The sequence below is a fragment of the Kushneria avicenniae genome, assembly GCF_900112585.1.
Lineage (GTDB): Bacteria > Pseudomonadota > Gammaproteobacteria > Pseudomonadales > Halomonadaceae > Kushneria > Kushneria avicenniae.
In genome coordinates this window covers 247,024-262,038 of the sequence record NZ_FOLY01000005.1, presented here as the reverse complement: position 1 = coordinate 262,038, position 15,015 = coordinate 247,024, and the positions used below count along the sequence as shown (strand labels likewise).

Genomic DNA, 15,015 nt, shown 5'->3' with positions numbered 1-15,015 from the left:
AATACGGTATTCGGCTTATCAACATAGATTATGTTTGTGACGTCGAGGCGTATTTTCGATGAGTTTTAACAATCACCATTGATAGGCTCTTTTGCAGGCGCCCGTTTGCTGGCCGGAGCCTTCGTTTGAACATGTTATGATGATGCCTTACTTTCGCTGGCCCTGAAGTCTCATGAGCGACGATCGCGCCCCTCTCAAACGTGGCTGGACCACCGGCTGCTGCGCTACGGCAGCGGCCCGGGCGGCCTATACGGCCATTTTGAGCGGCGAGTTTCCCGATCCGGTCACCATTACCCTGCCAAGGGGGCAAACGCCGGCCTTTGCGCTCGCTGTACATGACCGTGGCGATGGCTGGGCCATGGCCGGCGTCATCAAGGACGCCGGCGATGATCCTGACGCCACGCACGGCGTGCTGGTACGCGCCACGGTGCGCTCACTCAAGGCCGGCTCGGGTCTGGTCTTCAAGGCTGGCCCCGGCGTGGGCACGGTCACGCGCCCGGGACTGCCGATTCCGGTCGGTGAGCCGGCGATCAATCCGGTTCCCCGGCACATGATCCTGCAGGCCCTTGAGGCGGTGGCGCACGAGACACCGGGGCATCATCAGGTGGATGTGGAAGTCACCATCGCCATTGATGAGGGGGAACGAATCGCCGAGAAGACGCTCAATGGCCGCCTCGGGATCGTGGGGGGGCTATCGGTGCTGGGGACCACCGGGATCGTGATCCCCTTTTCCTGTTCGGCATGGATCCACTCCATTCACCGGGGCATTGATGTCGCCCGTGCCCGCGGGCTGCCCCACGTGGCCGGCTCGACCGGTTCCACCTCGGAGGCAGCCGTACAGGCCCATTACGCGCTGGAGGAGAGCGCACTGATCGAAATGGGAGACTTCGTCGGCGGCATGCTCAAGTACCTGCGCCGGCATCCGGTGCCTCGAGTCACCATTGCCGGCGGCATCGCCAAGATGGCCAAGCTGGGCCAGGGCATGCTGGACGTGCACTCAAGACGCGGAAGTATCGATCTTGAGCGGCTGGCCCGGCTGTCGCGCGAAGCCGGCGGCAATGCGGCGCTATCGGATCATATCGCCGGTGCCAATTCGGGACTCGAGGCCTTTGAGCTGGCCGAAAGCGCCGACATCGCGCTGGGCGATCGGCTGGCCGAAAGCGCCCGGGGTCACGCCGCAGCGGTCATTCGCCATAGTGGCATCACCCTTGATGTGATGGTATTTGACCGCCAGGGACGTTGCGTTGGCCGGAGCGATCCCCACATCTGCTAGCGACGACCGCGTGTGCGGTATCGGCGGGCAGCCAGAAGGCATGTACTGCTGCCGAATTCCACTAGGTCAACGCTTTGAAAGTTATGAGGTTTGCCCAACAACGTCTACTCTCCTGACCGACGCCCTGAAAAATGACCGGCCACGGCCCGGTTCAACACTCATTCAGTCGATTCCACCCCCGGACAATCCGACCACAATGATGGAGCAAGACATTGACGCAAGAATCGGACAATGACGAAAAAAATAAAAAGGACGAGCAAAGCAGTTCCGGGGAGGGAATACCCGCGCCCACCGGTGACTCCAACCTGATCGATACCGACTATGTCATCGGTCAGGACAATTTTCAGGGGCGCATGCTCTTCAATGTAGACCTGCACGGCAAGGTGTTTGGCATCTCATCGCTGCTGGTGCTGGCATTCGTGGTACTGACGCTGACCATGCAGGCGCAGATGGAGCCGTTTTTCAACGGTATCCGGGACTGGCTGACCGCCAATCTCTCCTGGTTTTTCATGCTCTCGACCGCCATTTTCGTGATTCTCGCCATCGGGCTGATCTTCAGTCCGCTGGGCAGGGTGCGCCTGGGCGGGGCCGAGGCCAAACCCGATCATACCTACATCAGCTGGTTCGCCATGCTGTTTGCCGCCGGCATGGGCATCGGGTTGATGTTTTACGGCGTCTCCGAACCGATCTCGCATTATACGGCGGCCATGGGCGGCACCGTTGTCGAGAACGGCGTGCGTGTTGACAGTGCTCCGCTGGGCGGTGCCATGGGTGATGAGACGGCGGCACGCCAGCTCGGCATGGCCTCGACCATGCTGCACTGGGGGCTTCACCCCTGGGCGATCTATGCCATGGTGGCCCTGTCACTGGCGCTGTTCTCCTTCAACAAGGGCCTGCCGCTGACCATGCGCTCGATCTTCTACCCGATTCTGGGAGAACGCGTATGGGGCTGGCCCGGTCACCTCGTGGATATTCTGGCGGTCTTTTCCACCCTGTTTGGCCTTGCCACCTCGCTGGGTTACGGTGCCCAGCAGGCCACGGCCGGTCTGCACTTTTTGTTTGATGTGCCGGATACCGATACCACGCGGGTGCTGTTGATCGTGGCCATCACCACCATAACGCTGTGTTCGGTGGCGGCCGGCGTCAATGCCGGCCTCAAGCACCTCTCCGAGCTCAATATGGGCCTTGCGTTTGCGCTGCTGCTGTTCATTTTGTTCACCGGCCCGACGCTGGATCTGATCGTTGGATTTTTCAACAACATCTGGGCCTACATCACCTACCTGCCCCAGCTTTCGATGCCGTTCGGGCGTGAGGACATCGACTACAGCCAGTCCTGGTCGGCGTTTTACTGGGCGTGGTGGATCAGCTGGTCGCCGTTCGTGGGCATGTTCATCGCCCGGGTCAGCCGCGGCCGAACCGTGCGCGAGTTCCTGATCGCCGTACTGCTGGTGCCCACCATTGTCTGCGTGCTGTGGATGACCGTTTTCGGCGGCGCCGCCATTTTCCAGGTCGATGCCGGCATGCAGGAAGTGGCCAGTGCCGCCCTTGAGCTCAAGCTCTTTGTCATGCTCGGTAATCTGCCATGGTCGACAATCACATCGCTGATCGGCGTGCTGTTGATCATGGTGTTCTTTATTACCTCGGCCGACTCCGGCTCGCTGGTTATCGACACCATCACCGCCGGCGGCAAGATCGATGCACCGACTACCCAGCGTGTGTTCTGGGCACTGATCAGCGGCGTGATCGCGATTGCCCTGCTGCTGGGCGGCGGTCTGGGCGCGCTTCAGGCGATGGTCATTTCGACCGGTCTGCCGTTTGCCATCGTGCTGCTGGTTGGCTGCTTCGGTGTTATAAAGGGGCTGATGTCGGAGCCCCGCGCCAAAAAAATATCGTGATCCACTGACCTCATCGCGCTACCCGGCGGTGAGTCACACGACAGGCGAAAACGGGGCGGCCTTCGGGTCGCCCCGTTTTTTATACCTGCCATGTCGTGGCGGTGATCACGCTGACCGACATGGCTGGAAGTAGAATCAAGGCTTGCATCCCCGAAACTCATCCCATGGTCTATAAGGCGTGGCGCAGCATGTAATCGACTGTAACATCACGGGGTTTGGTGATGAACCATGTCGTTAAACCGTCGTGGACGGGACGCCAAATGTCGGTCCCGACGTGTTTTTATTCAACGCATGTCGCGACTGGGTATTCAAACCGACGTCATGTTCAGCTACGTTTATGACTGCGCCGTGAGCGCTCAACTGCTCAACCTGCCAGCGCCTTGATGGCTGTAATGGAGACAATAAATTGAGCCAGACACCCGGTAACAACGACAACGACAGGGATCAGGTCAGCGAAGGCATTCCCGCCCCGAGCGGCAAGGCCAACCTGATTGACACGGACTACGTCATTGGTCAGGACAACATTCAAACCAACCGATTCGGTTTCAGTGTCGATCTGCACGGCAAGGTCTTCACGGTTTCCTCACTGGTCATTTTGCTGTTCGTAATCATCACGCTCGCACTGCCGGAGCAGATGGGACCGGTTTTCAACGGTGCCAAAAGTTTTCTGACCGACAACCTCAGCTGGCTGTTTCTTCTGGCAGCCAATATTTTTGTCATCCTTGCGGTGGCGCTCATTTTTACCCCACTGAGCCGAGTGCGCATCGGCGGTATGCACGCCAAACCGGATTTCAGCTACGCCGGCTGGTTCGCGATGCTGTTCGCCGCCGGCATGGGCATCGGGCTGATGTTTTATGGCGTCTCGGAGCCGATTACCCACTATGGAACCTCCATCACCGGTGATTCCTGGGCCCCGCTGGGCGGCGCTGAAGGCAATGCTGCTCAGTCGCAGTCGATGGCCATGGCGGCTACCATCTTCCACTGGGGCCTGCATCCCTGGGGTATCTACGCCATTGTGGCGCTGTCGCTGGCCCTGTTCTCCTACAACAAGGGGCTGCCGCTGACCATGCGCTCGATTTTCTACCCGATTCTGGGGGAGCGCATCTGGGGCTGGCCGGGCCACATCATCGACATCCTGGCGGTATTTGCAACGCTGTTCGGTCTTGCCACGTCGCTGGGGCTGGGCGCGTCTCAGGCCTCTGCCGGTCTGAATTACCTGTTCGATACGCCCAATACCGACGTGACCATGGTCATCCTGATCATCGGCATCACGCTGGTGGCTCTGCTGTCGGTCATGCTGGGCGTCGACAAGGGCGTACAGCGCCTGTCGCAGGTCAATATGGCACTGGCCTTTATACTGCTGCTGTTCGTCATCTTCGTCGGCCCGACGCTTCTGATCGCCACCGGCTTTGTCGAAAACATGTGGTCGTATCTCAAAAATCTGCCGGCGCTGTCGATGCCCTTCGGCCGCGAGGACACCAACTTCGTCCATGGCTGGACGGCCTTCTACTGGGCCTGGTGGATTTCCTGGTCACCGTTTGTCGGCATGTTCATCGCGCGCGTCAGCCGTGGCCGCACCGTACGTGAGTTCCTGATCGCTGTACTGCTGGTCCCGACGGTGGTGTCCATCATCTGGATGACCGCCTTTGGTGACACTGCCATCGCGCAGCTGACCAATGGCTTTGAAGGCGTCAAGGATGCCGCCCTGGAGCTGCAACTGTTTACCATGCTGGGCCAGCTGCCGTTGACGTCGATCACCTCCTTTGTCGGTATCGTGCTGGTCATGGTGTTCTTTATCACCTCCTCGGACTCCGGCTCGCTGGTCATCGACTCCATCACCGCCGGCGGCAAGGTCGATGCGCCCAAGCCGCAGCGCGTGTTCTGGGCACTGATCGAAGGCGCCATTGCCATTGCCCTGCTGCTGGGGGGTGGCCTCACTGCACTGCAGGCAGCCGTTATCACCACCGGTCTGCCGTTTACCATCGTGCTTTTGGCAGCGTGTTACGCCATCATCCAGGGACTTCGTTCGGAACCTCGCTACTGAGATAGCGTGTCATGAGCGCGCGCTTTATGCGCACTAAAAAGGCGGCCTTCGGGCCGCCTTTGTCGTTTTAAAGCATTCGTCGCCCAGAAAGGCGTCTACTCCCAGAGCACCCCCACAGGGGTATCCAGCGCGTAGTGTCGGGCCACCTGCGCCTGCAAGAGCTCGGCCGTGGCCAGCGCATCGACCAGCGCATGGTGGGCCTGATAGGGCGGCAGATTATAGCGCTCCCGACTGGGGTGCAGACGCAGCGATACCGGGCGACGGCCGCGCAGTCGCTGCAGCCAGGTCAGTCGACGATGGTGAAATGCCTCGATCGCCATGGTGTCGACCAGCGGAAACAGCAGCGGCTCCTTCAGATAGTGTTTGGCAGCCGCATTGAGGAACTCACGCTCGATCCGGGTGTAGTGCACCACCACCAGCCGCCCGGCCAGCTGCTCGAGCACTTCGCCGACAATCTCGTTAAAGCGCGGCGCATTGGCCAGATCGCTGTGCGTCAGGCGATGATAAATTACCGAGCGATCGCTGAGCCTCCGCCGGGGCTTGACCGTCCAGTAACGGCTCTGTGCCACCGGAATGCGCCCGAGCGTAAAGGGCTGCACCCCGATGCTGACGATGCTGTCCCGCGACGGGTCCAGACCGGTGGTCTCGACATCCAGCGCTACCAGCGGCACATCGCTGATCGGGGTCTGCGGATCAAACGTCCCGGCGGCAAAATAGTGCTCCAGACGCTCATCACGGGTCTTTTTCTGCCGGTCCGCCAGATAGGCCGGCCACTCGGAAACCAGCTTCCCACGCCGGTGCCACTGCCAGCGCCGGTAGTGCTTTTGCAGTCGCTGCGGCCAGTCGCGCATCAACGTCCCCTTCCCCGGCTCGAAGTGGAGGGCATGGGATAGCGGAACTTCAAAAATTTCTGGGCATGGCTGAGCACTTCGAAGGCATCCTTGAGGTTGTGGCGCTCGTGACTTTCCACATTGTCCGGTCGGAGCCGGTTATCCGGCGACTCGTTGCTTTCGATCGCCAGCGCCTGATGGCGAATGCGCACCATCGAGATGAACTCGAAGGCATAGCGCAGTCGGTCGTTGACGCCTTCGGGCAGCAGTCGCGTATCGGCAATATCCTTGAGGCGATCGATGGTGTTGTTCGCACTGGAGCCACAGGCCAGCGCGTGCACGCGGACCAGATCGACCAGTGGCGCTGTACCGCGGCGCTTGAGGTCGATGGCATCCTTGTGCTGGCCATCCTTCTCCAGAATGAAGGTACGAAAGAGCCCCAGCGGCGGCGTTCGATTGAGTGCGTTGCGCGACATCGCCGCCAGAAAGAAGGGATGCCGGGGCGCCAGCCTGCTGATCAGGCCCTGCAGATTCTCGAGCATGTTGAGCTCGCCATGGACATAGCCCAGATCGAAGAATATCGAGCTGTGCAGCAGGGCTTCCGGGTCGGGATTTTCGATCCAGTCGCGGAAATAGCCCTGCCAGACCGATAGTGGCTGACGCCAGCGCTGGTTGGTCGACATGATGTCGCCCTTGCACAGGGGATAGCTGCAGGCCGCCAGCCCGTCGCTGACAAAACGCGCCAGCGACTGAAAGTACTCATCGTGCTCGGCCTCCACAAAGCTGTCATCAAGGATCATGGCGTGATCCTGATCGGCAAAGACCGTCTGCTCATCGCGGGCGCACGAGCCCAGCACCATGAAGCAGTAGGGGATCGGTGGTGGCCCCAGCTCGGCCTCCCCCAGCTCCAGCAGCTTGCGGATGAAACTTCGACAGATCGTGGCCATGGTGCGACCGATCATGTGCGCATCGGCCCCCTCATCGACCAGCCGTGCAAAGGCCAGCGGCACGTCACCACTCAGGCGCACCAGCCCGGCAAGGCCCGACTGATTAAAGATCGAGCTGACCAGATAGAGGCTGCTGCGCGTCTCGTAGCGCATGACATCACTCAGCTCCAGCACACCGATCGGCCGACGCCGATACAGGATGGGCAGGTGCTGGATATTGTGGTTGAGCATCGTCATGGTGGCGTCATAGATCGAGGCATCCGAAGGCGCGGTGATCAGGCTGGTCGACATCACCTCGCCCACCGGCGTCTCGCCACCGAGGTTTTCCGCCAGCGTGCGTATGCAGCAGTCGCGGTCGGTCAACAGCCCGGCCAGACGGCGAACCTGCCCTTCCTGGGTCATGAAATGACGCGGCCCGTTGGCCTCCTCGCCTTCATCGCTGAGCACCAGTACCGAGGTCACGTTATCCTCGCGCATGCGACGGGCCACCTCGCCCACCGGCGTCTGAATGTCCACCATGGTCGGCTTGCGCCGGATCAGACGCCGCACCCGGGTGCTGTTCATCTGATTGTCGCTGCGCTGCTGATCGATTGTGGCCTTGAGACGGTCACCACCGGTTTCGACGAAGTCGGCAAAGTCATCGTTATCGGCGCGCAGTGCGTCAAAAAGCTCGGCGGGCACGAAGTAGATCAGCGTGTCCTCGATCGCCCGCACGGGAAAGCGGACACGGCGGTTACGCATGATGTCGGAATAGCCGAAGATATCGCCTTCCACCAGCCGGTCGAACAGCTGGCCGCTGCGCCTTGAGACCTCGACGGCACCGCTGCGGACATAGCAGAGTTCGTTGACCTCCTGATCCAGCGTCAGAATGTCGGTACCGGCCTGGAAATAGCTGATCTCGACCCGGGTGGCCACCTGGTCCAGCCATTCGTCCCCGAGGTATTCAAAGGGCGCAAACTGCGCCATGTGCTGACGAATTTCCAGCTGTTCGATATCCATTTCGTGCTCTGTCCCCTGTCATGGCGAACCACCGTCTGAACCTGCAGGCGATGGCACCTGATGTCGCTGCCCTGTTAAGCGTATCTGCCATCGCCGCCACCGGCGAGCCCGGCACGCATCAAATATTTCTTTGGTCGAATCAAGACTAAAGTGCTCTGCTCTTTTGCCCTGTTTACGGGCAAGTATCAGGGGCCATGCACATAAAAACGGTCATTGACCCGGATAACAAGGATGAGCCATGAGTAGACTGACGCACAACGACACCCAGTGGCGCGATATTCAGCGCAATGCCAGCTTCCAGGAGCTGGTACAAAAACGCAGCCGTTTTGCCATGACGCTCTCCATCATCATGCTGGGTCTCTACATGGCCTTTATCCTTCTGATCGCCTTTGCACCCGGTGTACTGGGCACGCCGCTGGCCAGTGGCATGACCACGACCTGGGGAATTCTTATCGGTCTGGGCCTGATCCTCGTTGCCATCGCGCTGACCGGTCTCTACGTGCGACGCGCCAACGGTGAATTCGATCGCCTCAATGCCCGCGTGCTTGAGGAGATCAAACGATGAATATCGCCTTTTTCAAACTGGCCCTGGTGGTGGCAGGCAGTCTGCTGACCGGCGCCACCGCCATGGCCGACGCCCTGACCGGGCCCGTGACACAGCAGGCGCTCAACGTGCCGGCCATCATCATGTTTCTGATCTTTGTCGGCATCACGCTCTACATCACCTGGTGGGCATCAAAGAAGACCCGGTCGGCATCGGACTACTACGCCGCCGGGGGCAACATCACCGGTTTTCAGAACGGTCTGGCCATCTCGGGCGACTTCATGTCGGCGGCCTCCTTTCTGGGCATCTCGGCGCTGGTGTTCACCTCGGGCTATGACGGTTTGATCTACTCAATGGGCTTTCTGGTCGGCTGGCCGATGATCATGTTTCTGATCGCCGAGCGCCTGCGCAATCTGGGCCGCTATACCTTTGCCGATGTGGCCTCGTTTCGCCTGAGCAAGCGCCCGGTCAGAACGCTTTCTGCCTTTGGCTCGCTGGCCGTGGTGGCGCTGTATCTGATCGCCCAGATGGTCGGGGCCGGCAAGCTGATTCAACTGCTGTTCGGTCTCAACTATCACATTGCCGTGGTGGTCGTCGGCGCGCTGATGGTCTGCTACGTGCTCTTTGGCGGCATGCTGGCTACCACCTGGGTACAGATGATCAAGGCCGCGATCCTGCTGTTCGGTGCCAGTTTCATGGCGCTGATGGTGCTGATACACGTGGACTTCAGTCTGGAAGGTCTTTTCAACGAGGCGGTGGCCGTACATGCCAACGGCGCCTCGATCATGAGCCCGGGCGGGCTGGTCAAGGACCCCATTTCCGCCATCTCGCTGGGGCTGGCGCTGATGTTCGGTACCGCCGGCCTGCCGCACATCCTGATGCGCTTTTTCACCGTCGGCAACGCCAAAGAGGCCCGCAAGAGCGTGTTCGTGGCCACCGGCTTCATTGGTTACTTCTACATTCTTACCTTCATTATCGGCTTTGGCGCCATCATTCTGGTGAGCACCAACCCGGCTTTTCAGGACAGTACCGGAGCCATCATCGGCGGGAACAACATGGTCGCGGTCCATCTGGCCAATGCCGTGGGCGGCAGCATCTTCCTCGGGTTCATCTCGGCAGTGGCCTTTGCCACCATCCTGGCCGTAGTGGCCGGTCTGGCCCTGGCCGGCGCCTCGGCCATCTCGCATGACCTCTACGCCGGCGTGCTCAAAAAGGACAACGCCGATGAGAAAAAGGAGGTACGCATCTCCAAGATCTCCGTTCTGGTGCTGGGGGTAGTGGCCATCGTGCTGGGGATCGCCTTTGAGACCCAGAACGTCGCCTTCATGGTGGGTCTGGCCTTCTCGATCGCGGCAAGCTGCAACTTCCCGGTACTGCTGCTCTCCATGTACTGGCGCCGGCTGACCACCCGCGGGGCGGTCATCGGCGGCGGACTGGGGCTGGTCACGGCCATTGCACTGATGATTCTCGGGCCGACCATCTGGGTGCAGGTGCTGGGGCACGCTACGCCCATCTACCCCTATGACTACCCGGCGCTGTTCTCGATGGCCGTGGCCTTTATCGGCATCTGGCTGTTCTCGGTTACCGACCACTCTGCCGCCGCCAAGCGTGAACGCGATCTGTTCGACGCTCAATTCGTCCGCTCCCAGACCGGCATTGGCGCCTCCGGCAGCGTCGCCCACTGATTTCTCTTTTCTCCCGTCTCTCTCCTTCGCCCTGCCTTGCGCAGGGCTTTTTTTTGGCCCGATCTTCCTCCACGCCATGCTGATCGAATTTCACCAGAAAAATGTCGACCCGACGGGCCTTTCAGGCACGCCTTTTGCATCAGAAGGGGAGCGTATCCATTTGCCGGGAGGTCCAGCATGAAAACAATGACCACGCACGACAGCGCTCTTCGTCAGGCGCCGACATCGCTCGGCATCATGGAGCGCCTGCGCGCCCTTGGACCCGGCGCCATGGTCGCGGCCTGCATTCTGGGGCCCGGTTCGATCACCACGCTGTCGGTGGCGGGCGCCGAGTACGGCTTTGCACTACTATGGGCCGTCATGGCTGCCTCTGTGGTGGCGTTCTGCTTCCAGCGGCCGGTGATCCGCTTCACCCTGGCCACCGGCATGTCGGCGATGGAGGGTATTCGCCAGCACATGGGGCGAAAATGGTCCATCACGCTCTACGTTGCACTGCTTTTGGGCGCTGTCGCCTTTCAGGCCGGTAATTTCACCGGGGCGGCGCTGGCGCTCAACTATCTGTTGCCCTCGGTCCCGATTCTGGCCTGGGTCGGCATTCTGGCGCTGGCGGCACTGGTCATGTGCTGGGTGGGCATCTACCGACTGCTGGAGAACATCAACCGCGCGATCATCGCCCTGATCGTGCTCTCCTTTGTGCTCACACTGGCGCTGGCCGGCCCGAATGCGGGCGATGTGGCGGCCACCGGCTTCTCGTTCAAGGTGCCCGAAGGTAACTACTGGCTGATCCTCGCCCTGATTGCCACCACCCTGCCGCCCAACACCGTGCTGGGGCTGTCGGCCTTCATCAAGCGCAAGTACGCCCATGACACCACCACGGCGATGGACAAGCGTCTGGCCCTGTCCCGCTTTGACCACACCACCAATGTGGTGATCACCGGCGTGGTCATGGTCGCCATTCTGCTGTGTTCGGCGGCGGCCCTTCATCCGCTGGGCACCGGCGTCTCGGGGGCCGCCGACATGGCCGGACAGCTCACGCCGGTGCTGGGCCAGTACGCCGGGGTGCTGTTCTCGCTGGGGCTGTGGGCGGCCGGCTTCTCTTCCGGGCTTTTCAACATCGCCGTGCAGCCGCCGCTGCTGGGCGAGGCCACCGGACGCAATGAAAGCGCGCGCAGCACGCGCAACCGCTCTGTCATGCTGCTGGCCGCGCTGGCACCGGTCGTGATCGTGGCGCTTTTCGGCAGCACGCCGATCGAGCTGATCCTGACAGCCCAGGCGATCAACGGCCTGCTGCTGCCGGCGATCGTGGGCTCGATCTGGGTACTGTGCAATCAACGCACGCTTTTGGGTGCATTTGCCAACACATTCAGACAGAACCTGGTCTACGGCCTTGTGATGCTGATCGTCTGTCTGCTGGCACTGCGTGTATTTCTGGGTATGCTGGGGGTGATCTGATCACCCGCCGGGAAGGGATGTCATGCGCTATCGTCTTCACATTGCCAACAAGAACTACTCGTCATGGTCCATGCGGCCATGGGTATTGATGCGCGCGCTCGACATTGCCTTTGAAGAGGTGCTGACGCCGTTTGAGTACGGCATGCGTCAGCCCTCGTTTGACGTCTTCTCGCCGAGTGGCAAGGTGCCGTGTCTGGTCGAAAGTGACCTGACGGTGTGGGATTCGCTGGCCATCTGCGAGTATCTGGCCGAGGCCCATCCAGCGGTATGGCACCATGAGCCCGTAGCGCGCGCCTTCGCTCGCTGCGCGGCCGCCGAGATGCACTCGGGCTTTGGCGCCCTGCGCGATGAGTGTTCAATGAACTGCCGGCTGGTCATTGCGCTGACCACGCCGAGCGAGGCGCTCAAGCGTGATCTAAAGCGTCTCGAATCGCTGTGGTGTTTCGGACTGGAGCGCTTTGGCGGCCCCTGGCTGGCCGGCGATCGCTTTACCGCAGTGGATGCCTTTTTCGCTCCGGTGGCGGTGCGCCTCAAAAATTATCAGCTCGATCTCAATGAGCAGGCCATGGCCTATGTGGATCGGCTGCTGTCCCACCCGGCGGTGGCCGAGTGGGTCAGCACCGGTATTCAGGAACCCTGGCGGGAGGCGTCCCATGAAGAGGACTGCATTCGCGATCGCAGGGTCGTCAGGGAGCATCAGCCGCCGGTCGAAACCTGATCAGCGCAGCGTCTCGTCGTCCTGGCGCAGCATCCGGTTGCGCCAGGCATTCACATGGCCGACAAACTCATGGCCACGGTGCACGTGGGCAAGCGTGATCGGGTCAGTATCGGTAAAGCGATTGTCCACGTTGATCGGGTAGGCCTTCGTGACCCAGCGCACAAAACCGGTGCCGTAGCTCGCCTGGCGCACGTCGCGCCAGTTGGTGCCAACGATGCCGCGCCGCCACGGCAGAATGCCGCGATAGCACCATACGCCGTCCTGATCGGTATAAAGCCGCACGCGGCGGAGATAGCAGAGTCGATAGATTGAAAGCGCCAGCGCGCAGAGGGCAAAGGCAATACCGGCGTAAAACAGCACCTGTGCGGTAATGGGCGCCACCGTGATCCAGCGCGGCGAGAGCATCAGCGCAACGCTGATGGCGATCGCCACGCCCCCCTTGAGAACGGCATCTCCGTAGGCCACCCACGACAGTCGATGCTCCCGGAAGGCATAGGCGGCGTCATCATCGGCGCCCGTGCCGGGCAGATCGTTTTGCATGCTTTTTTCCTATCCCTTGTCTGACACGACCGGAGCATCGCCCGCGTTGCCGTGACGAAAGCGCCGGCAATAGCCGGCTTCATACAGCGCGCTGTCGCGGAAATCATCACTTGCCAGCGCCGGACCGACCAGAATCAGCGCGCTGCGCTCGATCGGGTCCGCTGCCAGCCGCTTGACGATATCACCCAGCACGCCCTCAACCAGACGCTCCTCCGGCCAGCTGGCGCGATAGACCACCGCCACCGGACAGTCCGCGCCGTAAAAGGGGGTCAGCCGCGTGGTAATCTCTTCCAGCCGATGGATCGCCAGGTGGATCGCCAGCGTCGCACCGCTTTCGGCAAAGGTTTCAAGCTGCTCACGCTCCGGCATTTTCGACGCCCTTCCGGACAGCCGGGTCAGCACCACGCTCTGCGCCACTTCCGGCACCGTCAGCTCGCACTCAACAAGCGCCGCGGCCGCCGAAAAGGCCGGCACACCGGGCGTCAGGGTATAATCGATGCCGTGGTGTCTCAAACGCCTGAGCTGCTCGGCCAGCGCGCTGTACACCGAGAGATCGCCCGAATGCAGCCGGGCCACCGCCTCATGGTTGTGATGGGCGCGCAGATACTCGGCCTCGATCGCATCAAGGTCCAGCGGCGCGGTATTGATCAGACGCGCCCCGCTCGGACAGTGTTCCAGCAGTTCAGTGGCCACCGTGGAGCCGGCATAGAGACACACCGGACACTGCGCGAGCAGGCGCTGACCGCGCACGGTGATCAGGTCGGCCGCCCCGGGGCCGGCACCGATGAAATGGACCGTCATGACACCCCCTGAAAATCCAGCGGTTTGGTCCAGGCCCACTGCGTAATGGTACGCGCTGGCGTCCAGCCGATCATGCTGCCCAGCGGCGCGGTCTGCTCAAGGCTCAGTCGCATCAGCTCACCGCCCAGCAGGCGATGGCACTCGCCAAGCGCCAGCTCGCTTTCCAGCGTCACGGCGTTGGCCACCAGCCGGCCGCCGGGGGCCAGCGCATCAAAGCAGCGCGCCATCAGCGCCATGTCGCTCACCCCGCCGCCCACGAAGATGGCCTGTGGCGTGGCCAGGCCATCCAGCGCGGCGGGCGCCTCACCCGAGACGATCTCAAGGCGCGGCACACCCAGTGTTTCGCTATTGCGACGAATGCGCTGGCGGCGGGTCTCGTCGCGCTCGATGGCCACGGCCTCGAGTGAATCATCCAGCAGCAGCCACTCGATGGCGACCGAGCCGGCACCGGCACCGATGTCCCATAGCCGCTCCCCCGGGCGCGGTGACAGCCGGGCCAGCGTCATGGCACGAATATCGCGACGGGTAATCTGACCGTCATGCTCGAACAGCGCATCGCTGCGCCCGGGCGCCAGCCCGGCCACGGCACCCTCGCCCTGCTGAACGATCTCGAGCGCCACCACATTGAGAGCATCAAAGGTTCGATCCTCGCGGGCCAGCGCCTGCGCGGTAAAGGACGCGATCTTCTCACGCGGCCCGCCCAGCGCTTCCAGCACGGTCAGGCGGGTCTCGCCCATGTTGCGTTCGACAAGCATGCCGGCCATCAGGGCCGGCGCCTGACCATCGCTGGTCAGTGCCACCACACGCACGCCGTGATGCAGATGGCCGTTGAGACGGCTCATGGCGCGACCGTGCAGCGACAACAGCCGGCTTTTCTGCAGCGGCCAGCCCAGGCGGGCACAGGCCAGCGAAAAGGCGGACGGCGCGGGAAAGACCATCATCTCGGCGGCGGGAATGTATTCCGACAGGGTCGAGCCGATGCCATAGTGAAAGGGATCGCCCGAAGCCAGCACGCAGACCCGTTGACCGCGCAGCGCCATCAGCTGGCTGATGCCCTCGCTCAGGGGCGAGGGCCAGGCGATCGGCGTGCCCTGAATCAGCGTGCCGGTCAACGCCAGATGCCGCGAGCCGCCAAAGACCACCGAGGCCTGGCTGATCGCCTCGCGTGCCCGTTCGCACAGCTCCTCGGCGCCGGACTCCTGAATGCCGACGATGGAAAGCCAGGGCTCGTGGCCGCTGCCATCGTCAACGCTTGCTGCATCGGCAGGGGCGTCACTGGGGCTCATG

General features: G+C 61.8%; 12 protein-coding genes. 7 read left to right on the top strand and 5 right to left on the bottom strand.

The annotated features are described in order from the left end of the window. Nucleotides 1-172: 172 nt before the first annotated feature. The 3 genes from BM079_RS12850 to BM079_RS12840 all read left to right on the top strand — a co-directional run bounded on the left by BM079_RS12850 (nucleotide 173) and on the right by BM079_RS12840 (nucleotide 5,212). Nucleotides 173-1,273 (top strand): cobalt-precorrin-5B (C(1))-methyltransferase, encoded by a 1,101-nt coding sequence (locus tag BM079_RS12850; protein WP_090134740.1) that lies wholly within the window; start codon nucleotides 173-175, stop codon nucleotides 1,271-1,273. Nucleotides 1,274-1,485: 212 nt separating this feature from the next. Further along, nucleotides 1,486-3,168: a BCCT family transporter gene (locus tag BM079_RS12845; protein ID WP_217639697.1), complete on the top strand. Its 1,683-nt coding sequence runs from the start codon at nucleotides 1,486-1,488 to the stop codon at nucleotides 3,166-3,168. Between the two features lie 406 nt (nucleotides 3,169-3,574). Beyond that, nucleotides 3,575-5,212, top strand: coding sequence for a BCCT family transporter (locus BM079_RS12840; RefSeq protein WP_090134738.1), 1,638 nt, complete (start codon nucleotides 3,575-3,577; stop codon nucleotides 5,210-5,212). A gap of 95 nt (nucleotides 5,213-5,307) precedes the next feature. On the opposite strand, the gene BM079_RS12835 is transcribed toward BM079_RS12840, so the two are convergent. Both BM079_RS12835 and BM079_RS12830 read right to left on the bottom strand, forming a co-directional pair. Further along, nucleotides 5,308-6,063, bottom strand: coding sequence for a 3'-5' exonuclease (locus tag BM079_RS12835; RefSeq protein ID WP_090134736.1), 756 nt, complete (start codon nucleotides 6,061-6,063; stop codon nucleotides 5,308-5,310). Further along, nucleotides 6,063-7,988: a putative nucleotidyltransferase substrate binding domain-containing protein gene (locus BM079_RS12830; protein ID WP_090134733.1), complete on the bottom strand. Its 1,926-nt coding sequence runs from the start codon at nucleotides 7,986-7,988 to the stop codon at nucleotides 6,063-6,065. Before BM079_RS12830 ends, BM079_RS12835 begins: the two co-directional genes overlap by 1 nt. Before the next feature lie 238 nt (nucleotides 7,989-8,226). On the opposite strand from BM079_RS12830, the gene BM079_RS12825 reads away from it, so the two are divergent. The 4 genes from BM079_RS12825 to BM079_RS12810 all read left to right on the top strand — a co-directional run bounded on the left by BM079_RS12825 (nucleotide 8,227) and on the right by BM079_RS12810 (nucleotide 12,387). Further along, complete coding sequence (locus BM079_RS12825) at nucleotides 8,227-8,553, top strand: DUF485 domain-containing protein (protein WP_090134731.1); 327 nt, start codon at nucleotides 8,227-8,229, stop codon at nucleotides 8,551-8,553. Further along, nucleotides 8,550-10,217, top strand: a complete 1,668-nt coding sequence (locus tag BM079_RS12820; protein ID WP_090134729.1) for a cation acetate symporter — start codon at nucleotides 8,550-8,552, stop codon at nucleotides 10,215-10,217. The genes BM079_RS12825 and BM079_RS12820 overlap by 4 nt, the downstream gene beginning before the upstream one ends. A 177-nt stretch (nucleotides 10,218-10,394) precedes the next feature. After that, nucleotides 10,395-11,669, top strand: a complete 1,275-nt coding sequence (locus tag BM079_RS12815) for an Nramp family divalent metal transporter (protein ID WP_090134726.1) — start codon at nucleotides 10,395-10,397, stop codon at nucleotides 11,667-11,669. Between the two features lie 22 nt (nucleotides 11,670-11,691). Beyond that, nucleotides 11,692-12,387 carry a glutathione S-transferase family protein gene (locus tag BM079_RS12810; RefSeq protein ID WP_090134723.1) on the top strand — a complete coding sequence of 232 codons (696 nt, stop codon included), beginning with the start codon at nucleotides 11,692-11,694 and terminating at the stop codon, nucleotides 12,385-12,387. Here BM079_RS12810 and BM079_RS12805 read toward each other — a convergent pair whose 3' ends face one another. From BM079_RS12805 to cbiE, 3 genes are read right to left on the bottom strand one after another with little or no spacing between them, the layout of a single operon-like run. Next, nucleotides 12,388-12,927: a hypothetical protein gene (locus BM079_RS12805; protein ID WP_090134721.1), complete on the bottom strand. Its 540-nt coding sequence runs from the start codon at nucleotides 12,925-12,927 to the stop codon at nucleotides 12,388-12,390. A 9-nt stretch (nucleotides 12,928-12,936) separates the two neighbouring features. Then, nucleotides 12,937-13,728: a precorrin-4 C(11)-methyltransferase gene (gene cobM, locus BM079_RS12800; RefSeq protein ID WP_090134719.1), complete on the bottom strand. Its 792-nt coding sequence runs from the start codon at nucleotides 13,726-13,728 to the stop codon at nucleotides 12,937-12,939. Beyond that, the gene (gene cbiE, locus BM079_RS12795) at nucleotides 13,725-15,014 is read right to left on the bottom strand and encodes a precorrin-6y C5,15-methyltransferase (decarboxylating) subunit CbiE (RefSeq protein WP_090134717.1); all 1,290 of its coding nucleotides are present in this window, start codon (nucleotides 15,012-15,014) and stop codon (nucleotides 13,725-13,727) included. Before cbiE ends, cobM begins: the two co-directional genes overlap by 4 nt. Between the last annotated feature and the right edge of the window lies 1 nt (nucleotide 15,015).